The sequence below is a fragment of the Flintibacter sp. SJQ-8 genome (assembly GCF_054108085.1).
This window is the reverse complement of record NZ_JBPJWR010000016.1, coordinates 395933-418264: the sequence shown is the minus strand read 5'-3', so window position 1 is coordinate 418264 and position 22332 is coordinate 395933. Positions and strand designations below refer to the sequence as shown.

At 61.0% G+C, this 22332-nt stretch carries 24 protein-coding genes; 17 read left to right on the top strand and 7 right to left on the bottom strand.

The window, feature by feature from the left end; translation table 11 throughout:
- Nucleotides 1-192 precede the first annotated feature (192 nt).
- Complete coding sequence (locus ACSAMP_RS13550; protein WP_457800798.1) at nt 193-1509, top strand: SLC13 family permease; 1317 nt, start codon at nt 193-195, stop codon at nt 1507-1509.
- Nucleotides 1510-1573: 64 nt separating this feature from the next.
- Here ACSAMP_RS13550 and ACSAMP_RS13545 read toward each other — a convergent pair whose 3' ends face one another.
- Together ACSAMP_RS13545 and ACSAMP_RS13540 are read right to left on the bottom strand one after the other, a co-directional pair.
- A complete protein-coding gene (locus ACSAMP_RS13545) occupies nt 1574-2224 on the bottom strand; it encodes a TetR/AcrR family transcriptional regulator (RefSeq protein ID WP_457800797.1) in 651 nt (216 codons plus the stop codon).
- A gap of 29 nt (nt 2225-2253) precedes the next feature.
- Nucleotides 2254-2679, bottom strand: coding sequence for an RNHCP domain-containing protein (locus tag ACSAMP_RS13540; protein ID WP_441795478.1), 426 nt, complete (start codon nt 2677-2679; stop codon nt 2254-2256).
- Nucleotides 2680-2974: 295 nt separating this feature from the next.
- Here ACSAMP_RS13540 and ACSAMP_RS13535 point away from each other — a divergent pair, with 295 nt between their 5' ends.
- The gene (locus tag ACSAMP_RS13535; RefSeq protein WP_457800796.1) at nt 2975-5116 is read left to right on the top strand and encodes a Tex family protein; all 2142 of its coding nucleotides are present in this window, start codon (nt 2975-2977) and stop codon (nt 5114-5116) included.
- Nucleotides 5117-5265: 149 nt separating this feature from the next.
- Nucleotides 5266-6210, top strand: a complete 945-nt coding sequence (locus tag ACSAMP_RS13530) for a dipeptidase (protein WP_457800795.1) — start codon at nt 5266-5268, stop codon at nt 6208-6210.
- A gap of 25 nt (nt 6211-6235) precedes the next feature.
- On the opposite strand, the gene ACSAMP_RS13525 is transcribed toward ACSAMP_RS13530, so the two are convergent.
- Entirely contained in the window at nt 6236-6424 is a 189-nt protein-coding gene (locus ACSAMP_RS13525) for a hypothetical protein (protein WP_457800794.1), read from the bottom strand.
- 176 nt (nt 6425-6600) lie between these two features.
- On the opposite strand from ACSAMP_RS13525, the gene ACSAMP_RS13520 reads away from it, so the two are divergent.
- The gene (locus ACSAMP_RS13520; protein ID WP_457800793.1) at nt 6601-7593 is read left to right on the top strand and encodes a Fic family protein; all 993 of its coding nucleotides are present in this window, start codon (nt 6601-6603) and stop codon (nt 7591-7593) included.
- An 81-nt stretch (nt 7594-7674) separates the two neighbouring features.
- Here the strand turns inward: ACSAMP_RS13520 and ACSAMP_RS13515 are convergent, their stop codons facing one another.
- Nucleotides 7675-8217, bottom strand: coding sequence for a stage V sporulation T C-terminal domain-containing protein (locus tag ACSAMP_RS13515; protein WP_441795483.1), 543 nt, complete (start codon nt 8215-8217; stop codon nt 7675-7677).
- A 157-nt stretch (nt 8218-8374) separates the two neighbouring features.
- On the opposite strand from ACSAMP_RS13515, the gene ACSAMP_RS13510 reads away from it, so the two are divergent.
- Nucleotides 8375-8569 (top strand): hypothetical protein, encoded by a 195-nt coding sequence (locus ACSAMP_RS13510; protein WP_457800792.1) that lies wholly within the window; start codon nt 8375-8377, stop codon nt 8567-8569.
- 108 nt (nt 8570-8677) lie between these two features.
- Here the strand turns inward: ACSAMP_RS13510 and ACSAMP_RS13505 are convergent, their stop codons facing one another.
- Genes ACSAMP_RS13505 through ACSAMP_RS13495 form a run of 3 tightly spaced genes read right to left on the bottom strand, consistent with a single transcriptional unit; the run spans nt 8678 to nt 10738 of the window.
- Complete coding sequence (locus ACSAMP_RS13505; RefSeq protein ID WP_457800791.1) at nt 8678-9706, bottom strand: hypothetical protein; 1029 nt, start codon at nt 9704-9706, stop codon at nt 8678-8680.
- Nucleotides 9707-9747: 41 nt separating this feature from the next.
- Nucleotides 9748-10314 carry an NAD(P)-dependent oxidoreductase gene (locus tag ACSAMP_RS13500; RefSeq protein WP_457800790.1) on the bottom strand — a complete coding sequence of 189 codons (567 nt, stop codon included), beginning with the start codon at nt 10312-10314 and terminating at the stop codon, nt 9748-9750.
- Nucleotides 10202-10738 (bottom strand): Rossmann-fold NAD(P)-binding domain-containing protein, encoded by a 537-nt coding sequence (locus tag ACSAMP_RS13495; protein WP_457800789.1) that lies wholly within the window; start codon nt 10736-10738, stop codon nt 10202-10204. The genes ACSAMP_RS13500 and ACSAMP_RS13495 overlap by 113 nt, the downstream gene beginning before the upstream one ends.
- A 173-nt stretch (nt 10739-10911) precedes the next feature.
- Here ACSAMP_RS13495 and ACSAMP_RS13490 point away from each other — a divergent pair, with 173 nt between their 5' ends.
- The 12 genes from ACSAMP_RS13490 (at nt 10912) to ACSAMP_RS13435 (ending at nt 22285) form a co-directional block, all read left to right on the top strand.
- Complete coding sequence (locus tag ACSAMP_RS13490; RefSeq protein ID WP_441795488.1) at nt 10912-11625, top strand: GntR family transcriptional regulator; 714 nt, start codon at nt 10912-10914, stop codon at nt 11623-11625.
- A 403-nt stretch (nt 11626-12028) separates the two neighbouring features.
- Nucleotides 12029-12712, top strand: coding sequence for an RraA family protein (locus tag ACSAMP_RS13485; protein ID WP_441795489.1), 684 nt, complete (start codon nt 12029-12031; stop codon nt 12710-12712).
- A gap of 25 nt (nt 12713-12737) precedes the next feature.
- Complete coding sequence (locus ACSAMP_RS13480) at nt 12738-13547, top strand: HpcH/HpaI aldolase family protein (RefSeq protein WP_457800788.1); 810 nt, start codon at nt 12738-12740, stop codon at nt 13545-13547.
- A 2-nt stretch (nt 13548-13549) separates the two neighbouring features.
- On the top strand, nt 13550-14320 hold the full coding sequence (locus ACSAMP_RS13475; protein ID WP_457800987.1) for an HpcH/HpaI aldolase family protein: 771 nt from the start codon (nt 13550-13552) through the stop codon (nt 14318-14320).
- A 40-nt stretch (nt 14321-14360) separates the two neighbouring features.
- Nucleotides 14361-15131, top strand: a complete 771-nt coding sequence (locus ACSAMP_RS13470; protein WP_441795491.1) for an HpcH/HpaI aldolase family protein — start codon at nt 14361-14363, stop codon at nt 15129-15131.
- 13 nt (nt 15132-15144) lie between these two features.
- A complete protein-coding gene (locus ACSAMP_RS13465) occupies nt 15145-15945 on the top strand; it encodes an HpcH/HpaI aldolase family protein (RefSeq protein WP_457800787.1) in 801 nt (266 codons plus the stop codon).
- 66 nt (nt 15946-16011) lie between these two features.
- Nucleotides 16012-17025, top strand: coding sequence for a tripartite tricarboxylate transporter substrate binding protein (locus ACSAMP_RS13460; RefSeq protein WP_457800786.1), 1014 nt, complete (start codon nt 16012-16014; stop codon nt 17023-17025).
- Nucleotides 17026-17112: 87 nt separating this feature from the next.
- Complete coding sequence (locus tag ACSAMP_RS13455) at nt 17113-17622, top strand: tripartite tricarboxylate transporter TctB family protein (RefSeq protein WP_457800785.1); 510 nt, start codon at nt 17113-17115, stop codon at nt 17620-17622.
- A gap of 15 nt (nt 17623-17637) precedes the next feature.
- Nucleotides 17638-19176 carry a tripartite tricarboxylate transporter permease gene (locus ACSAMP_RS13450; protein ID WP_457800784.1) on the top strand — a complete coding sequence of 513 codons (1539 nt, stop codon included), beginning with the start codon at nt 17638-17640 and terminating at the stop codon, nt 19174-19176.
- Nucleotides 19177-19268: 92 nt separating this feature from the next.
- A complete protein-coding gene (locus ACSAMP_RS13445; RefSeq protein ID WP_457800783.1) occupies nt 19269-20201 on the top strand; it encodes an AEC family transporter in 933 nt (310 codons plus the stop codon).
- 34 nt (nt 20202-20235) lie between these two features.
- A complete protein-coding gene (locus ACSAMP_RS13440; protein ID WP_457800782.1) occupies nt 20236-21219 on the top strand; it encodes a D-2-hydroxyacid dehydrogenase in 984 nt (327 codons plus the stop codon).
- Nucleotides 21220-21367: 148 nt separating this feature from the next.
- Nucleotides 21368-22285, top strand: coding sequence for an AEC family transporter (locus ACSAMP_RS13435; RefSeq protein ID WP_457800781.1), 918 nt, complete (start codon nt 21368-21370; stop codon nt 22283-22285).
- Nucleotides 22286-22332: the final 47 nt, after the last annotated feature.

The following is a 22332-nucleotide window of genomic DNA, read 5'->3' as shown; positions in this document are numbered from 1 at the left end:
TTTGTGATTTTTAGTAAAAATCTTTTTTCACGACATGAAAATTAAGCGGCACAAAACCACAGCTTAATAAATCGTCCGTCCAAGTGGAGGAAAATTTCGTAAAATAACAGTTGACATTTTTGGACACGTACAGTACAATGCGAAATATAGGACGCGTCCAAAATAAACAAAGAAATAGGGGTGGGTCATTTCATGGACATTATCTGTAACCCAATGCTAGTGGCAACGGTGGTCATGGTCGTCCTGTGTCTGCTGAAGGTAGAGGTATTCTTCAGCATCGTGGCCAGCGTATTTGTATGTATTTTCCTCAGCGGTGCCAACGTGAACGACAGCTTCTGGCTGTTCATCAACGGCATGGGCGGCAACAACGAGATCGTCTATGGCCTGTTGGTCATGGGCATGCTGGGCGTTGTCATGCAGGAAATCAAAATGGGCGAGGTTCTGGTGCCCCGTCTGTCCCGGCTCATCGGCAATAAAGTGTGGCTGATCCCCGTGTTCCTGTGCCTGATGGCCGTCCTGTCTGAGACGGTGGTGCTCATCTATGTCACCTTCGTCCCCATTTTCATTCCTCCCTTCATCTCCCTGTTCAACAAGTACAAGGTGGACCGCCGGATGCTGGTCACTGTGATCGACGCCGGAATGCAGATCGGCTATGTGTGCATTCCCGTGGGCATCGGCGCGGTATATATGGGCATCGTGCAGAGCGCCATGGCCGACAACGGTCTGGACGGCGTGGGTCTTTCTCAGGTGGCCGCCGCTAACTTGCCCATTCTGCTGGCCCTGATCTTGGGTGTTATCGCCGCCATCGTCGTCTTCCGCGAACCCCGTGCTTATACCGCCACCGACGTGGTGGAAGAGGCCGCCAACCAGGCCAACACGCCCCTGCCCAAGATGGAAGCCAAGCACTGGCTGACCTTGGTCTCCGCCGTCATCATCGTGGTGGTGTTGTTCATGACCAGCAACATCCCCCTGTCCGCCACCTGCGGTGTGGCCTTCCTGATTCTGTGCGGCGTGGTGCGGCTGAACAAGCTGTCTGAGAGCTTCACGGAGAACATCAAGACCATGGCCTATGGCTGTTTCATTTTGATGGCCGCCGCCGGTTTCGGCAATGTCACCCGTGAGATCGGCCAGCTGGATACGCTGATTGCCGCCCTCAGCAATGTCCTGGGCGGGAACAAGCTGATTGCCGCTTTCTTCATGCTTATCGTGGGTCTGGCCGTGACCATGGGCATCGGTACCTCCTTCGGCACCGTGCCCATCGTGGCCACCATTCTGGTTCCCCTGGGCCAGAGCATGGGCATGAGCACCGCGGCCATCATCATGCTGGTGGCTGCCGCCGGCGCTCTGGGTGATTCCGGCTCCCCCGCCTCTGAGAATACCCTGGTCTGTACCTCCGTCTTCAATGCCGACGGTCAGCACGACCACATCCGGGATACCTGTATCCCTGCCTTCCTGTGCGTGAATATCCCTCTGGTGCTGGTGTGTACCGTGGCCGCATGCCTCATCTAAACACAAAATAGGCAAGAAAATTCCCGTGGGACTGAAAAATCAGTCCCACGGGAAACTTTTTTACTTACAGCCAGTCTTTTAATATCTCGGGGTGGTCACAAAGAATGCGGGCGGTGATCAGCTCGCTCTCTCGACATTTTTCCAGCAGAAAGTCCTCGGAGCCATAGATCAGGCGCATGTTGATGAGGAACACCTCGTCGGCGATGCTGCGTTCCAACTGGATGTCGTCAGCATACAACACAAGGGTACGCTCGATACTGGAGGCGAGTAAGTCGTTCATGGCAAAGCGGCTGTCTGGGTAATTCAGGTGATACTTTTCCGAAATGGCCCGATAGATGTCCTGGCCAGAGGCCCGGATCACAGTGAGGATCACGTCCTCTTTCAGGGCCCCAAGATAAAACTTTTTGAATACCGGCGAGTTGAGCACGGTGATCTCCAGCTTGATCAGCACCGCCGAGCGGAGCACTGGGTCGTCCGCCGGGACATATTGGCTGTCCAGTTGGGCAAAACGCTTTAACTGCCGGGACAGCAGGGCCACGGCCAGGTCCCGTTTTGTGGGGAAGTAATAGCCGATGAGTCCCGGGCTGATGTCCAGCTCCCGGGCGATCTGGCGGATGCTGGTCTCGTGATAGCCGTATTCCAGAAACAGCCGTCCCGCCGTCTCTAATATCTTGGCCCCCTGCTTGGCGCTGGCGGCCTCCTTGTTATATTTCATGGCGTGTTCTCCTTGCGTCTTGGGAAAGGTTATTCCAGCGCCCCGTCCCCGCCCATCAGGGCGGCCAGCTCCCGGATGCGCTCTAGGGGGAAGGGCGGGCTGGCCAGGGGCTTCAGGGCGATGCTCATCAGCTTTATGGGGTTGTCGTCCGCCGCCGTGCGGTTGGAGCGGAGGACGCCGCAGCGGGTGCAGCGGTGGACAATGGCCCACTCGCCCCCTTTGCGCACCCAGACGGCCACGGGCTCCATCCTGCCGCCACAGTCAGAGGACCGGTCCCCCGGCTCCTCGTCCAGATGCAGGCTGAACAGGCAGTTGGGGCAGTGGTTCCGGTGGCCGCTGCCCGCCCCATCCGGGGTGACCAGGCGGCCGCAGACCTTGCAGGTGAAGCTGTCGGTGCAGGGGTGGGTCTTGAAATAATGTTTGTCAAATTGCTGGCGCTTGTGTTCGCGGTTCATAGAAAATGACCTCCTGAATGTGAGAAAACCACTCGGGAGGCTGGCGTGTGAGATTTGCCGACCTCCCGGTCAGGCCACACGCTCCAGTGTCAAAATAGAAAGGTTCAAAAAACAGGCACTCCTAAAAATAAAAATACAGGCCGGGGTCCGGCCCGTTCAACACCAGTATAGACAAAACTGGCCCGGTTGTCCAGGGGAACGGGGGCGTTTTTTCCAAAATACCGCCTGATTCCCTGGACTTTTTCCCGCCGGGGAGCTAAACTGATAGAGATTCTGACCGAAGGAGAACGGTAACATGGAAGCCATCATCAAAGCCCTGGCCCAGGAACTGGGGCAGAAAGAAGTTTATGTGGAGAATGTGGTCCGCCTCATCGACGAGGGGGCCACCATTCCCTTTATCGCCCGCTACCGCAAGGAGCTGCACGGGTCCATGGACGACCAGCTGCTGCGCCAGCTGGCGGACCGGCTGCAATATCTGCGGAACTTAGACCAGCGCCGCAGTGAGGTGTCCGCCGCCATCCAGGCCCAGGGCAAGCTGACGGAGGAGCTGTCCGCCGCCCTCGCCGCCGCGGCCACCCTGGCGGAGGTGGAGGACCTGTACCGCCCCTATAAGCAGAAGCGGCGCACCCGGGCCACCATCGCCCGGGAGCGGGGCCTGGAGCCTCTCGCCCGCCGCCTGTCTGCCAAGGGGAGCGCCCAACTGGACGCGGAGCGGGAGGCCGCCGCCTTCATCGCCTCGGAGAAGGGTGTGGAGACGATACAGGACGCCCTTCAGGGGGCCAGCGACATCCTGGCCGAGGAGATATCTGACCAGGCCGATCTGCGCAAGCAGCTGCGGGAGCTGGCCCAGCGCCGGGGGGTGCTGGTGTCCAAAGCTGCCCAGGCGGAGCCGGAGGACACGGTCTATCGCCTGTATTATGACTTCCGCTGTCCCGTCAGCCGTCTCCACGGCCACCAAATCCTGGCCATGGACCGGGGAGAGCGGGAGAAGGTCCTGAAAGTGTCTCTGGAGCTGGACCCGGAGACGGCCCACGTCACCGTCCGGCGGGCCGTGGTGCCCGGGGCGGCCTGCATGGACTTTGTGCGCACGGCGGCGGACGACGCCTATGACCGGCTCATCCAGCCCTCTCTGGAGCGGGAGATCAGAAACGCCCTCACCCAGCAGGCCGACGAGGGGGCCATCCACATGTTCGCCCTGAATTTAAAGCCCCTGCTCATGCAGCCCCCGGTGAAGGGCAAGGTGACCATGGGCCTGGACCCGGGCTATCGCATGGGCTGCAAGGTGGCGGTGGTGGACCCCACGGGCAAGGTCCTGGATACCGCGGTGGTCTATCCCACCCACGGCCAGCGGCAGAAAGAGGAGTGCATCACCAAGCTCTCCGCCCTCATTCGTCGCCACGGTGTCACCTGCATCGCCATCGGCAACGGCACCGCCAGCCGGGAGACCGAGCAGATGACGGTGGAGCTGATCCGCCGGGTGGGGGGCGACCTGTCCTATATGATCGTCAGTGAGGCGGGGGCCTCGGTGTACTCCGCCTCCCCCCTGGCGGCGGAGGAGTTCCCCCAGTTCGACGTGAATCTGCGCTCCGCCGTGTCCATCGCCCGGCGGCTTCAGGACCCCCTGGCCGAGCTGGTGAAGATCGACCCCAAGGCCATCGGCGTGGGCCAGTATCAGCACGACATGCCCCAGGCCCGCCTGAGCCAGGCCCTGGACGGGGTGGTGGAGGACTGCGTCAACGCCGTGGGGGTGGACGCCAACACCGCGTCTCCCTCCCTGCTGGTGCGGGTGTCCGGGCTGACCAACACCACCGCCAAGAACCTGGTGGCCTATCGGGAGGAGAACGGGGCTTTCACCTCCCGCCGCCAGCTGCTGAAGGTGCCCAAGCTGGGGCCAAAGGCCTTTGAGCAGTGCGCCGGTTTCATCCGGGTGCCCGAGAGCGCCGAACCCCTGGACCGAACCGGCGTCCACCCGGAGAGCTACCCCGCGGCGAAAAAGCTCCTCCAGCTGTGCGCCTGCAAGGGGGAGGGCGACCTGTCCCAGCTGCGGGAGCGGGCGGAGGAGATCGGCCTTGCCGCTCTGGCGGAGCAGTGCGGCGTGGGTCTGCCCACTTTGAACGACATGATCCGGGAGCTGTCCAAGCCCGGACGGGACCCCCGGGACGAGCTGCCGCCCCCCATCCTCCGCACCGACGTGATGGAGGCCAAGGACCTGAAACCGGGCATGGAGCTTCAAGGCACGGTGCGCAACGTGGTGGACTTCGGCGTGTTCGTGGACATCGGCGTCCACCAGGACGGCCTGGTCCACGTGACCCAGCTGCCCTGGCGGGTGAAGCACCCCTCTGACCGTCTGGCCGTGGGCGACGTGGTCACCGTGTGGGTCCTGTCGGTGGACGAGGGGAAAAAGCGCATTAGTCTGACCATGAAGAAGCCGTCTTAAAGCCCTCTCAGTCACGGCTTCGCCGTGCCAGCTCTCCCAGAGGGAGAGCCAAGACTGTCAAAAAAGCCTGTCATTGCGAGGAAGCCCAACGGGCCGACGTGGCGATCCGTCCCCCTGATTGATCGCCAATGTTGAGAAAGGAGCGCCCTATGTCCATGACCTATCCCGCCGCCCTCATCGACCTACACTGTGACACCCTCACCGCAACCCACGGCGGGGAGAACAGCCATACGTTAGACGATCCCCGGTCCGTGCTGGCCCTGTCCCGCCTGCCGAAGGGGGTAAACTGGTGCCAGTGCTTTGCCGTCTTCGTGCCCGACGGGCTGACCCCGGCGGAGGGGAACGCCTATTACCGCCGCTTTCAGGCCAGCTTCGTCCGCCAGCTCTCAGTCCGGGCTGACGCCGCCCAATGCCGCACAGCGGGAGATATCCACCGAGCCTGGGCCGGGGGCAAAACGGCGGCCATTCTCACCGTGGAAAACGGCGCGGCCTTGGGTGGAGATTTAGACGAAATTGACCGGCTGGCCCGGGACGGGGTGGGGATGCTCACCCTCACCTGGAACGGGGAGAACCCCCTGGGTTCCGGCCACGCCACCGACCACGGCCTGTCCCCCCTGGGCCGAGCGGCTGTCCCCCGGCTGGAGGAGGCGGGCATCCTCATCGACGTGTCCCATCTCAACGACCCGGGCTTTTATCAGCTGCTGGACCTGGTACACCACCCCTTCGTGGCCAGCCACTCCAACGCCCGCGGCGTGTGCCCCCACCCCCGGAACCTCACCGACGACCAGATCCGCCAGATGGTCAGCCGCCGGTGCTTGATCGGCCTGAACTATTACACCCGCTTTCTCCGGGAGGACGGCCAGCCAGAGCTTGGCGACCTGATGCGGCACATCGACCACTTCCTGGCCCTGGGGGCGGAAAACTGCCTGGCCCTGGGCAGCGACTTCGACGGCGCCGATCTGCCCCAGTTCCTAAGCTCCCCCACCAAAGCCGCCGGATTGTACGGCGAGCTGGCGGAGCGCTATGGAACTGCGCTGTGCGACCAGCTGTTCTATGGGAACACGATGCGGTTCTTTGAGGAAAATTTGGGGTGAAATAATCAAGGGGACGGTTCTCTGATCATAAGAACCGTCCCCTTGATTGCGGATCAACGTATATCTCCACCTTCCCGCAGTTCGGGCAGACGCAGACCTCTGGCTGCATGGAGTTCTTTTTGATCTCCATTTTTTCGATTTTAACGGGTCCCGCAAGGGCCAGACGGAAAGAATATCCGCCTTCCATCTCATGCCCACATTTCACGCACTTCATAAAGCAGCTCCTTTCATTGTCTTGGTTCCAATATACCATATTTCGCCGTTTTTTCAAGATAAGACCCGGATATGGGTCTGTTTGATCTTCTGATCCAGATTGATTTTTCCCGGAAAAACCGTATAATGGAGGAAGATAGTACGCAAGATAGTACGCAAGATAACGGAGGAGGTCCGATGGAAAAATACAAGCCGCCATTTACGATCACAAACCAGATACTGTCATATGTATCGTCGATTTCCGAAAAAATTGGCCGGATCACAGCCACCAGCAGCTTGGAAGCGAAGCCGCATCTGCGGAGCAACAACAAGATCAAATCGATCCATTCCTCGTTGAAGATCGAAGCAAACTCCCTGACCCTGGGACAGGTCCGGGATGTGATCAACGGCAAAGTTGTTTTGGGCGAGCAGAAAGAGATTCAAGAGGTAAAAAACGCCTATGCTGCCTATGAACGGCTTTCTGAGATCGACCCCTATGATATGCGCTATTTGAAACGGTTCCACGGGATGATGACAAAGTATCTTGTGGAGGAGTCCGGTGAATTTCGCTCCGGGGAGGAGGGCGTTTTCAACGGGGACCAGTGCATCTTCATGGCGCCGCCTGCGCGATTGGTCCCGCAGCTTATGCACGAGCTGTTTGCGTGGATGAAAGAAGCGCGGGCTGACGTTCACCCGTTGATCTTAAGCAGCGTCTTTCATTATGAGTTTGTCTTTATCCACCCCTTTTCTGATGGGAACGGCAGAATGGCAAGACTGTGGCATACGGCCATTTTGTCCAAATGGAAGCCGGTGTTTGAATATATCCCCATCGAAAGCCAGATCGAGCAGTTTCAGGATGAATACTATGCGGCCATTTCCCGGTGCCATGTCGCCGGGGAATCTACGATCTTTATCGAATTTATGCTGTCTCAAATCGACAGGATACTGGAGGATATCTCTGTTCAAATCAGCGAGAGAAATGAAGCTCTTCCCAATGCTGTCCGAAGGCTGCTGGACGCGATGGAATATGATGTTCCATACACTAGCGCCGCCTTGATGGAAAAGCTGGGGATGAAGTCAAGAGAAGGCTTCCGCAGGAATTGTCTTCACCCAGCGCTCCAGATGAACTTGGTGCAGATGACCATACCGGATAAGCCAAACAGCAGAAATCAAAGATATGTAAAAATCTGAACTAATCACGGAGGAAGAAAGTACGCAAGTTAGTACGCAAGATAAGACCCGCATCTGCTGAATGACAGATGCGGGTCTGTTTTAATTCTCCATATGCCGTCCCAAAAAGGCGGCGATGGACTGGGCCAGTTTGTATTCCACCTCGGTGCCGTCCAGGTCCTGGTCCTGGGCCACGAAGGTGACGCAGCCCAGCACGTCGCCGCCGGAGAGGATGGGGGCGGCGGTGGACAGGGCGGGGCGGTCCTGACCGGCGCACAGGGGCAGGGCGGGCTCACCGGGCTTGTGCTGATACACCTGGCGGCCAGACATCAGCTGTTCCAGTTCCTGAGACACCGGGCGGTCCATCAGCTCCCGCCGGGGCACCCCGGCCACGGCGATGCAGCTGTCCCGGTCACAGATCACCGTCACCCGCCCGCAGGTGCGGTTGAGGGTCTCGCACAGCTGCCCGGCAAAATCCGCCAGCGCCCCCATGAGGGAGTATTTCCGAAAGATCACCCCGCCGTCCTTGTCGGTGTATATCTCCAGCGGGTCGCCCTCCCGGATGCGCATGGTCCGCCGGATCTCCTTGGGGATAACTACACGGCCCAGGTCGTCGATGCGCCGGACAATGCCGGTTGCTTTCATAACAATTTCTCCTTTGCGGCGTGTAAAAACGCCTGTTTGTTTCTGAAAACAGTATTTGCAGGATCTGCCGGAATATGTATGGGCACGTTATGGCAAGAGATTGACTTAACTATACAAATATGATAAAATAAGGAAAATAAACCATGGAGGTACGTATATGAATTTGCAACAAGAATATGGAATATTTAGATTGAAACTATTAAAAAATATGCAGGAGGTAAAAAGAGAATTTGATAACTTATCAGATGAAAATCAGCGGCGTTTTGTAAACGATATGAATGCATTTTTAGCAAGCTACGGTCTTGTGATAACGCTGGAAGACCTGCGACAAAAAAGATGGCTGATGATGTAGACTGTAAGACTAAGGTTTTTCATGAAGAATCTATCAACCGCACAACACCCCCGGTCCACCGCCTGCGGAAAACGGCGCTGGGCCGGGGGTGCCATCTATTCCTTCAAATCATCCCTCGGTGACGGTAAACACCGCGGCCTCGTGGCTTTCTCGGTTGGCGATGAGGATGGTGTCGTGGTCCGGGCCGGGGAGGACGGTCACGTTGCTGGGACCGGCTCCGGTCTCGATGAGCCGGGCGCGGAGGCCGGACGGGGTGTGCTCCACCAGGAAGAAGTCCTTGTCGCCCGCCCGGCACCCGGCCAGGAAGACGGGCTTTCCCCGCAGGGTCCCGCCCCAGATGGCGTGGAGGAAGGGGGCTGGCTTGGGGTAGCAATAGCAGGGAACGTAGCCCTGGGCCTTCCGGTGGTACACGGCGAACACGTCTCCGTGGAAGGGATGGATGACGGCCAGCTCCTCCTGCCCGTCTCCGTCGACGTCGCACACCGCCACGTCGGAGGCGGCTTGCTTCAGCAGCTGCTCCACCGTCCAGTTCTCTCCGGGGGCGGCGGGGGGCGTGACGCGGAAGACCCCCTGGTCGCAGGCGGTATAGGCCTGGTCATATCCCTCCCGGGCCACCCGGCAATAGCCGTGGTTCCGGGCCATCCCCCGGGCGATCACCTCCAGGTGAGCGGGGGGCGCAAAGTCGGCTGACATGGGGGCGGCGGCCAGATAGCCGGGGCAGTCCCGGCGGGCGTGCTCCTCCTGGGTGGAGGAGAGGATGCAGGCCAAGAAGTACCAGCGCCCGTCCCGCTGGAGCAGGTCGAAGCGGTGGACATAGGGCAGCTTCAGCCAGGGAGTTACCGTCCAGCCGGAGGGAGTCCGCTTCACCTTGACGATGCGGGCGTGGGCGGCGGCAAAGCCGGGCATAAAGTTCTGAGAGGCCAGAAAGGCGTCCGGTTCGTTGGGCAGGGGCACGATGGACATGGTGCCGCCGGGGCCGTCCCAAACGGTCTCTCGCGCCAGCGTCTGGGCGTCCACGGCATAGCAGGGGCCGGTGTCATCGGTGGCGAAGAAATAAGTCTGCCGCCCGCCTACGGGCATGGCCCCCACGGCATAACAGAAGGGGATATGGCACAGGGAATGCTTTTCAAATTTCATGCAGATCACCTCAAAGGCTTGAAGGACTTAGGCGGGAGGCGTTACAGGGCATCCTTATACTCCGAGTTCAGGATGTGGGGGCAGTCCCGGCCCTGGAAGAAGTCATCGGCGATGTCGATGGCCATTTTATAGGTGTTCCACAGAGATTCCACCGTCTGGCTGGAGAAGTGGGGGCTGAGGACCAGGTTGTCCAGCTCCAGCAGCTTAGAGGTGGTGGGCAGGGGCTCCTGGGCGAACACGTCCAGCCCCGCGCCGCAGATGCGGTTTGCCTTCAGGGCGTCGTACAGGGCGTCCTCGTCCACCAGATTGCCCCGGGCGGTGTTCACCAGCACGGCGGAGGGCTTCATCTGGGCGATGCGGTGGGCGTCCACGATGTGGTGGGTCTCCTTGGAATAGGGGACATGGACGCTGATGGCGTCGGCGGTGGTGAACAGCTTATCCAGGTCCACCAGCTCCACCCCCAGCGCCTGGGCGGCGTCCTGGCTGGCGTAGGGGTCATAGGCCATCACGCGGCAGCCCAGGCCGAGACACAGGCGGGCCAGGATGCGGCCAATGGCCCCCAGCCCTGAAGATGCCCACGGTGGCCCCGGCGGTCTCGTGATAGACATAGCGGTCCCACTTGCCGGTGTCGATGCAGTGGATGCGGTTGTGCCGCAGGCCCCGGCGGGCGGCCAGGATCAGGGACAGGGCCATCTCGGCCACGCCGCTGGCGTTGGCGGCGGTGGTGCGGGCGATGGCGATGCCGTGGCGGCTGGCGGCGGCCAGGTCCACCTTGTCAAAGCCCACGCCAAAGCGCACCAGCAGCTTGGTGTGGCCCTGGATCTCCTTGAAGATCTCCTCGCCGTATGGCTCCACGTCGATGATGCCCACGTCGGCCTCCTTTAGGGCGGCGATGACCTGGTCCGCCTGGAAGGGGGACTGGGGCTCCCAGCGATAGTCATAGCCCAGGGCGCGGGCGTGGTCGGCGGCCTGCCGGTTCAGTTGATCGAAGGTCTCGGAGTGATCGGCAAAAAAGGACACGATTTTTTTCATAAAGCAAGTCATCCTCTCTTCAGAATGTGGGAAAGTGGATCGATCGTTCGGCGGAGGACCGCCGGAAACAACTGGATAAAGGGATACATTGACAAACGGTTTTGTTCTGTATACTATATTAAATATAAATATGGAGACCACGCGCCGGGAAGCGCGGAGGGGGAGGAGACACCATGGCGAGAAAAAAGGGGCCGCAGGTGCAGCAGGCCTATGACTATATCAAGGACAAGATCATCAATTTCGAGCTGGCGCCCGGGATGCCCGTGTCGGACCACGCCCTGGAGCAGGAGCTGGACATGAGCCGCTCCCCCATCCGGGAGGCAATGCTGCTGCTCACGGCCAACGGCCTGCTGGAGACCACCCCCACGGGGACCAAGGTGGCCCCCATGACGCTGGAGGACGTGATCGAGATATGCCAGGTGCGCAAGGCCATCGAGGTGGCCGCCATCAACATCATCATGGACCACGGGGGACTGACCCGGCAGCAGAAGGACGAGATCGGGGACATCTATACCAAGATGCAGAGCAACAAGGACCCGGTGCAGAACTATTACTACGACGATTTGTTCCACAACGCCATTATGGAGGCGGCGGGGAACAAGCGCCTGATCGAGATATCCAACCGAATGCGCTTGCAAATTTCCCGGGCCCGGTGGCTGAACTTTGTGCTGCCCGAGCGCATGGGCGACGCGGAGAAAGAGCACGAGAAGATCCAGCAGGCGCTGATGAAGGGGGACCGGGAGGCCTGTGTGGAGAGCATGAGCGAGCATCTGAACCGCAGCGAGCAGAACTTTCAAAAGGTCCTGTCCAGCCCGGAGTATGCCCCCCAGTTCGCCATGGCCATGTCCTATATCTCCAGCCTGAGCCGAAAGAACCGGGAGAAATAACATATTGAATACAATTAAGTATACGTACTGAAATACAAATATGCAAGGGAAAACCGGTCAAAAAACTGACGATATTCCTTGTCAGATATGACGAAAGGACGGATATCGTCTGATTTTCCCGGGAAAACAGAGAAAAACCGGGAGAACCGGCGGGAAAATCTTGCAAAGATCAACAGCGGGGACGTGCCCCAGGTGACGGACACGCCCCCGTTTTGCTTTGTTTTTCAGACTTTAGCGGAAAAGTGTGCAAAAGAAATGGTGCATCTTGCATAAAAGCGGAAAAACCAAGGGCGCATCCGTTGACAAAGAGGGTGGAATGGGAGTAATCTTGTTGCATAAAAAATTGTATCCAATCACAGATACAATAAAAACACGCGATAGTGAAAGAGAGGTCTTTTTCATTATGTACGACATCATCAAGCATTATGACTCCGTCAGCGACGAGATCATCCACGCCTTTCAGGACGTCCACGAGAGCGCCTCGGTCAACGAGTGTCTGAAGAAGAACGGGGCCCTGACCCACGACTTCCGCCCTGTGTGGCCCGGCACCCACGCAGTGGGCCGCGCCTTCACGGTGCAGGCCCGGCCCGGGGACAACCTGATCTTGCAGAAGGCGCTGACCATGCTCTCCCCCCTGGACTTTGTCATCGTCACCTGCGACGGGTTCCAGGAGGCCGGCGGCATGTGGGGCGGCATCATGAGCAACGCCGCCCAGGTGCAGGGGGCCTCCGGCCTGGTCATCGACGGCTGCGTGCGGGACACCATGATGATGCAGCGCATCGGCTTTCCCGTCTGGTCCCGGGGCATCAGCGTAAAGCGCAGCACCAAGCGCACCCCCGGCACCATCAACCACCCCATCGTCATCGGCAACGTGTATGTGGAGCCGGGCGACCTGGTGGTGGCCGACAACGACGCCGTGGTCATCGTGCCCAAGGCGGACGCGGAGGAGGTCCTGCAAAAGGTGCTGGAGCGGGAGAGAAGCGAGGAGGAGACTCTGAAGCACGTGCGCCAGAACGGCTCCTATCTGTTCGCCCGCTATGGCTTTGACAAGATGTATGTGGAGCTGGGGCTGACCGAGGAGCCCTGAACCCCCACCAGAAGGAGGAGACAATATGCTTCAGACCAGCAAGGTGAAGCAGAAGCTGAAAAACGGCGAGATCGTCATCCGGGCCTTTCTCCGAAGCTCCGACCCCACGTCGGCGGAGATCATGGCTCTGGCCGGGGTGGACCTGATCGTCATCGACAACGAGCACTATCCTTTCAACCCCCAGCGGATGGAGACCATCATACGGGCGGCGGAGACCTATGGGGCCGAGTGCATGGTCCGGGTGCCCAACACCGAGCCCGCCCGCATCGCCCAGATCATGGACATGGGTGCCATCGGCGTGGTGGTCCCCCACATCGAGAGCCGGGAAGAGGCCCTGGCCGTGGTGAACGCAGTGAAATACGCCCCTGTGGGCCACCGGGGCTTCTGTCCCATCACCCGGGCGGCCAGCTATGGCATGGCCATGAGCGGCGACGAATATACCCGCCTGGCCAACGAACAGACCTGCATCATTCTGATGACCGAGACGAAAAAGGGCCTGGAGGCCCTGGATGACATCCTGGCCATCCCAGAAGTGGACGGCATCTCCATCGGCCCCTCGGACGTGTCCGCCTCCTATGGTCTGCCCGGCCAGCCGGACCACCCGGTGGTGAAGGCGGCCATTGAGGAGGGCCAGCGGAAGATCTCCGCGTCGGGCAAGGCCCTGGTGGCCCAGGCCTATACCCCGGAGGCGGCGGAGCGGATGCGTGCGCGGGGCGCCACGGTGATGACGGTGGGCTCTGACGTGCAGATGATCCGCTGGCGCTTAGACGCCATGATGCGGGATATCCGGGCCCTGGAGCGGGAGTGCTTCGGCGGAGAGGAGGAGCAGGCGTGAGCATGAAAAATCCCATCAGAGAGAAGCTGGACCGGGGCGGACTGCTCCTGTGCATGATGCTGCGCCAGTCGGACATGGCTGCGGCGGAGATCGCCGCCCAGTATGGCATCGACATGCTGTGCATCGACAACGAGCACTATCCCTTCAATCCCCAGCGGGTGGAGGCCCTGGCCCGGGCGGCCCAGATATACGGCTCCGGCGTGGTCATCCGCGTCCCCAACGAGGAGGCGGCCCGGGTGGCCCAGATGATGGACTGTCAGCTTCAGGGCATCAAGATCCCCCACGTGGAGACCAAGGAACAGGCCCTGGCCATCGTAAACGCAGTGAAATACGCCCCAGTGGGCAAGCGGGGCTTCTGTCCCATCACCCGGGCAGCGGACTATGGCTTTACCGCCTCCCCGGCGGACTATCCAGTCAGGGCCAACCGGGACAGCGTGGTCTCCATCATGGTGGAGACGAAGCGGGGTCTGGAGAACCTGGACGAGATCCTGTCCATCCCGGAGATCGACGTCGTGGCCATCGGCCCCTCGGACGTGTCCGCGTCCTACGGTCTGCCCGGCCAGCCGGACCACCCGGTGGTCAAGGCGGCCATTGAGGAGGGCCAGCGGAAGATCATCGCCTCGGGCAAGTGCCTGTGCGACCTCTATAAAAACCCGGAGCAGGCTAAAAAGGCTATCCGGTCCGGGGTGCGCATGTTCCAGATCGGCTCTCCCCTCCAGCTGCTCAGCGGCGGGTTCAAGGAGCTGATCCAGGGCGTGAAAGCGCGCATGTGACGGCGGCGCGCCCCATGAAAATCAAAGGAGTGAAGAACCTGTGATCGGACGTACAAATATCCGGCAGCGGCTGCGGAACAACGATGTGGTCATCTCCGCCATGCTGCGTTTCCCCAGTCCGGCGGCCATGGAGATCATGGCCCTGGCGGGGGTGGACCTGGTCATCATCGACAACGAGCACTATCCCTTTGACGAGGAGACCATGATCGACCTGGTGCGGGCGGCGGACGTGCGGGGCATGGCCTGCGCCGTCCGGGTGCCCAATGCCGAGCCCACCCGCATCGCCCAGATCATGGACTATGGCGTGGACGGCATCCTGGTCCCCTCGGTGGACTCCTATGAGGAGGCCATGCAGCTGGTGAACGCGGTGAAATATGCCCCCGTGGGAGAGCGGGGCTTCTGCCCCATCACCCGGGCGGCGGAATATGGCTTTGGCAAGTCCGCCCAGGAGTATGCGGAGTTTGCCAACGAGCACTCCATCGTCATGGTGCAGATCGAGACCAAGGAGGGCGTGGCCGACCTGGACCGCATCCTCTCCATCCCGGAGATCGACTGCATCGACTACGGCCCCTCTGACCTGGCGGCCTCCTATGGCAAGCCCGGCCACAACGACGACCCGGAGGTCCAGCGGGTGGTGCGGGACATCATTGACCGGGCCAGAGCTGCGGGGAAGAACGTGGGCGAGATGGCCTATACCCCCGAAGCGGTGCGGGCCCTGCTGGAGCGGGGCGTGCGCCACGTGAGCATCGGTTCCGACCAGCAGATCATCGCCGCCGGCTGCAAGGCACTGCTGGAAGCGGCCTATCACTAAAGGAGGCAACGGCATGTTAGACGGAAAGAAACTGAAAGAAAAGCTGAAGGCCGGTCAGGTCGTCACCTCCATCATGCTCCGCTTCCCCGACCCCAGTCTGGCGGAGATGCTGGCCATTCAGGGCGTGGAGCTGGTCGTCATCGACAACGAGCACTATGCCTTTGACGCCCAGAACATGCAGAACATCATCCGGGCCGTCCACGCGGCGGGCAAGCTGTGCATGGTGCGCCTGCCCAACGTGGAGGAGGCCCGCATCGCCCAGGTGATGGACATGGGCTCCGACGGCATCCAGATCCCCTCTGTGGGTTCCTATGAGGAGGCCATGGAGCTGGTCCAGGCGGTGAAGTTCGCCCCGGAGGGCAAGCGTGGCTTCTGCCCCATCACCCGGGCCGCCAGCTATGGCAACGGCATGACCCCGGAGGAGTTTGCCCGCCGGTCCAACGAGAACAGCTTTGTGGTGCCCCAGATCGAGACCAAGGAGGGCGTGGAGGACATTGACCGCATCCTGGCCATCCCCCAGACCGACTGGGTGCCCATCGGCCCCTCGGACCTGACCGCCTCCTATGGCTGCCCAGGCAAGTATGACGACCCCCGGGTGGTGAACGCCATCAAAACGGTGCGGGAGAAGGCCCTGGCCGTGCGAAAGATCGGCTGGGAGATGTATCACACCCCGGAGACCATGGCCCAGGCCAAAAAGGACGGGACCTATTTCCTGTCCCTGGGCTCTGACCAGCAGATCCTGATGAACGGACTGAAACAGCTGGTGGGCGCGGTGAGAGATTGGCAGGCCCAGCAGGAGCAGAAAGCGGACTGAATGCAGGTACAAGGGGGATGACCCCCTGAAATAAAAACAAAAATGAAACGAAAAGGAGAAACGAAGATGAAAAAGATGATTGCGGCAGCGATGGCCACCCTGATGCTCCTGATGGCGGGATGCAGCGGCGGCGGAGGCGGCGGAGCGGCCAGCTCCGGCTCTGCCAGCTCCGGCGGCAGCCAGAGCAATTACCCCAACGGCCCCGTGCAGATCGTGCTGCCCGCCAAGCCCGGCGGCGACGTGGACTCCAGCGGACGCCTGTTCGCCAAGGACCTGGAGAAGTATCTGGGCACCACCGTGGTCCCCGTGAACGTGGATGGCGGCGGCGGAAACCTGGCCATGAAGCAGATCATGGACGGCGATGCCGACGGCCAGCAGGTCATCAACTACTTCTCCTATGCCAACGCCGTGCTGGGCGGCAAGCTGGAGTATGCCTGGGACGACATCGTCCCCGTGGCCTGCTATGCCAAGAACGACACCCAGATCCTGGTGGTCAGCAAGGACGCCCCCTACAGCAACGCCCAGGAGCTGGTGGACTACATGAAGGAGCACCCCGGCGAGGTGTCCTTCGCCGTGACCCTGGGTTCTCCCTCTCACTATCACGCCGTGGCCTTTGAGCAGGCCAGCGGCACTACCTTCAAGAAGGTGGACATCGGCAGCGGCTCTGACAAGGTGGTGGCCATGCTCTCCGGCGAGGTGGACGTGGTCTCCTCCACCGTGGGCATCATGAAGGACTACATCGCCTCCGGCGACGCCAAGGTCATCGGCTCTCTGGCCTCTGAGCGCTCTGACTTTGCCCCCGACATCCCCACCCTGAACGAGCAGGGCGTGGACATCGGCGACGTGGGCTTTGCCGTCCATTACACCGTGTGGGTCAAGAAGGACACTCCCCAGGACATCATCGACTCCCTGGCCTCCGCCATCGAGCAGATGGTCAACGACGAGGAGTATCAGAAGGACTGCGAGAACCTTCAGTTCACCCCCCTGTACATGGACCCCACCAAGGTGGCCGAGTATGAGACCGAGTATTACGACTTCCTGAACGGCATGGCGGACACCATCCAGAGCGACACGTTCTGATCTGTTCAAATCAAGCCGACGAAATGGGCGGCCCCAGCGGTTTCGCCGGGCCGCCCATTTCCGTGTGGATAAAGGAGATGATCTCTTTTGCGAAAATACAGCCTGAACAACTATAAAAACGTGGGCGCGGCCATTGTGGTGCTGCTGCTGGCGGCGTTCCTGTTTATAGCGTCCTTCTTCGTGGAGACCTCCACCGTCACCACCCTGGGGCCGGAGTTCATGCCCCGGCTGATTTCTGTGGTGATCTTCCTGCTGGGCCTGCTGAATCTGAACACCGCCATCCGGGACTTTAAGTTTCTGAAGGACCACGGCCAGCTGGAGCCCTACGAGGGCAAGAAGACCTTTAAGCAGCTCTTTTACGACAACCTGGACTGGGTCAGCGGCGTGCTGATGCTGGTCTATGTGTTCAGCATCGGCAGCCTGGGCTTTTTGCTACCCTCCATCGTCTATATGTTCCTGCAAATTCTGCTGTATACCACCATGGGAAAGCGGAACTATCTGGTGGCCATCCTGTCCTCTGTCCTCATCCCCTGCGCGGTCTATTTCCTGTTCCGTAACTATTTCTTCCTGATGCTGCCCAAGGGCATCCTGGGTTAAAGGAGGGTCGCACAGATGCTTAATTTTGGTATGATCGCAGCGGGCTTTGCCTCTGTTATGACCCTGCAGGGCCTGTTTTACATCGCCCTGGGCACCTTCGTGGGCATTATCTTCGGCGCGGTCCCCGGCCTGAGCGGCTCGGTGGCCATCGCCCTGTTCATCCCCGTCACCTATACTCTGGAGCCCAACATCAGCATCGCCCTGATCATGGGCCTGATGATGGGCGGCGTGTCCGGCGGCCTGATCAGCGCCATTTTGCTGAACATCCCCGGCACGGCGGCCTCCTTCGGCACCACCTTCGACGGCCACCCCATGGCCATGCGGGGGGAGGCGGGCAAGGCCCTGGGCACGGGCATCGTCTTCTCCTTCATCGGCGGACTGCTGAGCATGTTCTGCCTGATCCTCATCGCCCCCACCATGGCCAAGTTTGCCCTGAAGTTTGGCACCTGGGAGTATTTCACCATCGCCGTCTTCGCCCTGACCATGGTGGCCAGCCTGTCGGGCAAGAACATGGTGAAGGGCCTCATCAGCGGCTGCTTCGGCTTTGTCATCGCCATGGTGGGCATCGCCCCCGTGGACTTTACCCCCCGCTTCACCTTTGGGGTTACGGAACTGCAGGGCGGCTTTGCCCTCATCTCCGTGCTCACCGGCTCCTTCGCCCTGGGCGAGGTGATGAAAAACGCCAAGAAGAGCCGGGACACCACCAAAGTGGAGGTCTCCTCCTATAAGATCAAGGGCTTTGGCTTCAGCATGAAGGAGTTCATCACCCAGCTGCCCAACTGCATCCGCTCCGCCATCATCGGCATCGGCGTGGGCATCCTGCCCGGCGTGGGGGCCAGTACCTCGAACCTCATCGCCTATTCCGTGGCCAAGGATACGTCTAAATACCCCGAAAAGTTCGGCACCGGCATTATGGACGGCATCGTGGCCAGCGAGTCGGCCAACAACGGCACCGTGGGCGGGGCCATGATCCCCCTGCTGGCCCTGGGCATCCCCGGCGACGTGGCCACCGCCCTGATGCTGGGCGCGCTGACCCTTCAGGGCATCCAGCCCGGCCCCCTGCTGTTTGTGAACAACGCGGGCCTGGTGTACACCGTGTTCGCCGCCATGATCATCGCCAACGTCTTCATGATCCTGATGGAGTATGTGGGGATGCGGGGCTTTGTGCGGCTGCTCACCGTGTCCAAGGCCATTCTGATGCCCACCATCATGGTCCTGTGCTGCGTGGGCGCCTTCTCCAACAACAACCGGGCCTTTGACATCGCCATGCTGGGCGTGTTCGGCATGTATGGGATGCTGCTGCAAAAGTTCGACTTCCCCGTCACGCCCCTGATCATCGGCTATATCGTGGGGCCCATCGCCGAGCAGAACCTGCGCCGGGCGCTGATTTTGTCTGACGGGTCGTTCATGCCCATGTTCCACAGCCCCATCGCTGTGTTCTTCCTGGTGCTGGCGGCGCTGTCTGTGTTCCTGTCGGTGAAAAAGACATACAAGGAGCGCAAGGCCGCCATGGCCCAGGGCCGCCTGGCCGAGGAGGGCGAGGAGGACATCTGATCGAAGCGATCTAAAAAACTACCCTAAAAAAACGACACGGGGCGGAAGGGGAGGACCCCTTCCGCCTCTTTCACCGGAAAGGAGAGAGGACCATGGTGCTCAAGGGCGTCGTGCAGCTGCTGCCCCTGTTCCTGCTGATGCTGCTGGGCATCGTGCTGGGGAAAAAGGGGCTGGTGACGGCGGACTTCCGCCGCCAGCTGACAGACTTTTGCTTTCTGATCCTGTTCCCGGCCTCGGTGGTCACCTCCTTCGAGGGGATGGAACTCAGCGGTGACACCCTGATCAACAGCGGCAAGCTGGTGCTGGCGGGGGGGATATGGGTCATGCTGCCCTTTCTGGCCGCCCTGGCGGTCACCCGGTGGATGAAGCTGGACTATCCCGCGGCCAACGTGGTGGTGTTCTCCATGGCCTATAACAACTTCGGCTTTGCCGGGCTGGGCATGGTCAGCAGCCTCTACAGCAGCCAGGGCCTGCTGTATGCCAACATGATGGGCCTGGTCTATCGCCTGACCAACATGCCCCTGGGGATCTGGATCATGGAGCGGGGGAGAAAGGGTTCCTCCGGCTCCCTGTGGGCCACGGTGAAGACCCCGCCGGTGGTGGCCCTGCTGGTGATGATCCCGGTGGCCCTGCTGGGGGTGCCCGTGCCCCAGGTGATCTATGACACGGCTGACATGCTCAATGCCTGTCTGGCTCCCTTGGGCATGGTCATCACGGGGCTTGCCATCTCCGACTTCTCCCTGCCCAGGCTGGTGCGGGGCCGGGCCTTCTATGTGGTGTCCTTCTGCCGTCTGGTGGTCACGCCATTGATCCTGGCGGCGGCCATGCTGGCCCTGGGGGTCCGGGGGGAGGCCTTCTCCGCCCCTCTGCTGGTGGGCGGGATGCCGGTGGCGGCCAACTGCGCCCTGATGGCGGAGAAATATGACGCAGACAGCCGCCTGGCGGCCCAGTGCGTGCTCATCTCCACCCTGCTGTCCCTGGCCACCATCCCCGTGCTGCTGGCCCTGGGCGGGGCGGCGGCGTGAGCGGGCAGACAACAAACAAAAGGAGCGAGAGCTTATGAAATTTTCTGTGGTGGATGGCCGGATCTTTAACCCGGGGGATCTGAGCTGGGAGGGCTTTCGGGCCCTGGCGGAGGTGACCGTCACCAATTTTGAAACGGAGCCGCCCCTGGCGGCGGTGATCGACTGCCTTCAGGGCAGCCAGGGGGCCATGCTCCGCCAGCGGGTGGTGAAGCGGGAGCTGCTGGAGGCCTGCCCGGAGCTGAAGTTCATCGACCTCACCTCCACCGGCTATGACCAGGTGGACCGGGAGACACTGGACTATGCCGCCCGGCACGGGGTGACCATCTGCAACATCCCCGCCTATGGCACCCCGGCGGTGGCCCAGCACACCTTCGCCCTGCTGCTGGAGCTGTGCAACCAGGTGGGCCACTATGACCGGGCGGTGAAAGCGGGCCGCTGGGGTGAAAGCGGCGACTTCTGCCTTTGGGACCGGCCCATGGCGGAGCTTTGGGGCAAGACCATGGGCATTGTGGGTCTTGGGTCCATCGGCCAGGCGGTGGCCGCCATCGCCCACGGCTTCGGCATGAAGCTATTGGCGGACGAACAGCACAAAAAGCCCTGCGCCGTCCCGGTGGAGTTCGTCCCTCGGGAGGAGCTGTTCGCCCGGGCGGACGTGATCTCCCTCCACTGCCCCCTGACGGAGGGCAGCCGGCAGATGATCCGGGCCGAGCGCATCGCGGGGATGAAGCCAGGGGTCCTGCTGCTGAACACCGCCCGGGGCGGACTGCTGAATGAGGCCGACGTGGCCCGGGCCCTGGAGACCGGCCAGCTGGGCGGCCTGGGGGTGGACGTGGCGGCCACAGAGCCCATTCCGCCGGACAGCCCCCTCCTCCGCGCTCCCAACTGCATCATCACCCCCCATGTGGCCTGGGTCCCCAAGGAGACGCGGCAGCGCCTGCTGGACTTTGCGGTGGAGAACCTCCGCTGCTATCTGGCGGGCCGCCCGATCAACGTCATCGGCGGGCCGGGCAAGCTGTAAAGACTATAAAATCAAGAAGCGGCGCACTTTCTGTTTTGAAGGCGCGCCGCTTTGCCGTCCCCGCAAAAACACGCTCCCCCTTGACGGCCCCCCGGTGGTTGGGGTTATACTGAAACAGATTTGAATGATCAGGAAAGGGACGGAGAGAATGTTTGGAATTGTGGCCGAGCGCATCTGCGAGATGCTGGTGATCCTGCTGGTAGGGGTGGCGGTGTATAAGCTGGGCATCATAGACGAGACGGCCAGCAAAAAGCTGTCTGACCTGCTGCTCACGGTGGTGGCCCCGCTGCTGCTGTTTCAGTCCTATCAGACGGACTTTGACCTGGAGCTGTTTTACGGCCTGCTGGAGGTGGCGGGGGCGTCGCTGCTCATCTCGGCGGTGGGTATTTTCGCGGCGAAATTTCTCTTCCCCGGCCGGGATGACCGGGGCCGGGTGGAGAAGATGGCGGCCATCTACTCCAACTGCGGCTTCATCGGCATCCCTTTGGTGGACGGAATTTTAGGCAGCCGGGGCGTTTTCTACATGACGGCCTATCTCACCGTGTTCAATGTGCTGTTCTGGACCCACGGTCTGTCCATCATGGACCGGAAGGGGGAGACGGGCGGGGGCTGGAAGAAGATATTCAACCCCTCGGTCATCGGCATCCTGCTGGGCGTCCTCTGTTTTGTGGCCCGCGTCCGCCTGCCGGAGGTGCTGCTGTCCCCCATCACCCTCATCGGCAACATGAACACGCCCCTGGCCATGATGATCGCGGGCATCTCCCTGGCCCAGGGGGACATCCGCCACAGTCTGAAAAACAAGCGGCTGTATTTGCTCACCCTGACCCGGCTGGTGGCCTATCCCCTGATGGGGCTGCTGATCCTGTGGCCCCTGCACCTGGAGTTCATCATGGCCTTCACCATCTTTGTGGGCACTGCCTGCCCCATGGCGGCGGCCACCATCCTGTTCGCCCAGCGGTATGACGGGGACGCCCGCTACGCCACCGAGCTGTTCGTGGTCACAACCGCCCTGTCCGCCGTGACCATCCCCCTGCTGTCCATCCCGGCCACGTGGCTGCTGCAATGATGCAGCTGGATTGCTTGAAGGTATTGTGATACAATAGAAAAAACAAA

Bases quoted from the DNA above. Each gene is read 5' to 3' on its own strand.
- ACSAMP_RS13550 (WP_457800798.1), top strand. From the start codon at position 193: ATGGACATTATCTGTAACCCAATGCTAGTGGCAACGGTGGTCATGGTC.
- ACSAMP_RS13545 (WP_457800797.1), bottom strand. From the start codon at position 2,224: ATGAAATATAACAAGGAGGCCGCCAGCGCCAAGCAGGGGGCCAAGATA.
- ACSAMP_RS13540 (WP_441795478.1), bottom strand. From the start codon at position 2,679: ATGAACCGCGAACACAAGCGCCAGCAATTTGACAAACATTATTTCAAG.
- ACSAMP_RS13535 (WP_457800796.1), top strand. From the start codon at position 2,975: ATGGAAGCCATCATCAAAGCCCTGGCCCAGGAACTGGGGCAGAAAGAA.
- ACSAMP_RS13530 (WP_457800795.1), top strand. From the start codon at position 5,266: ATGTCCATGACCTATCCCGCCGCCCTCATCGACCTACACTGTGACACC.
- ACSAMP_RS13525 (WP_457800794.1), bottom strand. From the start codon at position 6,424: ATGAAGTGCGTGAAATGTGGGCATGAGATGGAAGGCGGATATTCTTTC.
- ACSAMP_RS13520 (WP_457800793.1), top strand. From the start codon at position 6,601: ATGGAAAAATACAAGCCGCCATTTACGATCACAAACCAGATACTGTCA.
- ACSAMP_RS13515 (WP_441795483.1), bottom strand. From the start codon at position 8,217: ATGAAAGCAACCGGCATTGTCCGGCGCATCGACGACCTGGGCCGTGTA.
- ACSAMP_RS13510 (WP_457800792.1), top strand. From the start codon at position 8,375: ATGAATTTGCAACAAGAATATGGAATATTTAGATTGAAACTATTAAAA.
- ACSAMP_RS13505 (WP_457800791.1), bottom strand. From the start codon at position 9,706: ATGAAATTTGAAAAGCATTCCCTGTGCCATATCCCCTTCTGTTATGCC.
- ACSAMP_RS13500 (WP_457800790.1), bottom strand. From the start codon at position 10,314: ATGTCTATCACGAGACCGCCGGGGCCACCGTGGGCATCTTCAGGGCTG.
- ACSAMP_RS13495 (WP_457800789.1), bottom strand. From the start codon at position 10,738: ATGAAAAAAATCGTGTCCTTTTTTGCCGATCACTCCGAGACCTTCGAT.
- ACSAMP_RS13490 (WP_441795488.1), top strand. From the start codon at position 10,912: ATGGCGAGAAAAAAGGGGCCGCAGGTGCAGCAGGCCTATGACTATATC.
- ACSAMP_RS13485 (WP_441795489.1), top strand. From the start codon at position 12,029: ATGTACGACATCATCAAGCATTATGACTCCGTCAGCGACGAGATCATC.
- ACSAMP_RS13480 (WP_457800788.1), top strand. From the start codon at position 12,738: ATGCTTCAGACCAGCAAGGTGAAGCAGAAGCTGAAAAACGGCGAGATC.
- ACSAMP_RS13475 (WP_457800987.1), top strand. From the start codon at position 13,550: ATGAAAAATCCCATCAGAGAGAAGCTGGACCGGGGCGGACTGCTCCTG.
- ACSAMP_RS13465 (WP_457800787.1), top strand. From the start codon at position 15,145: ATGTTAGACGGAAAGAAACTGAAAGAAAAGCTGAAGGCCGGTCAGGTC.
- ACSAMP_RS13460 (WP_457800786.1), top strand. From the start codon at position 16,012: ATGAAAAAGATGATTGCGGCAGCGATGGCCACCCTGATGCTCCTGATG.
- ACSAMP_RS13450 (WP_457800784.1), top strand. From the start codon at position 17,638: ATGCTTAATTTTGGTATGATCGCAGCGGGCTTTGCCTCTGTTATGACC.
- ACSAMP_RS13445 (WP_457800783.1), top strand. From the start codon at position 19,269: ATGGTGCTCAAGGGCGTCGTGCAGCTGCTGCCCCTGTTCCTGCTGATG.
- ACSAMP_RS13440 (WP_457800782.1), top strand. From the start codon at position 20,236: ATGAAATTTTCTGTGGTGGATGGCCGGATCTTTAACCCGGGGGATCTG.
- ACSAMP_RS13435 (WP_457800781.1), top strand. From the start codon at position 21,368: ATGTTTGGAATTGTGGCCGAGCGCATCTGCGAGATGCTGGTGATCCTG.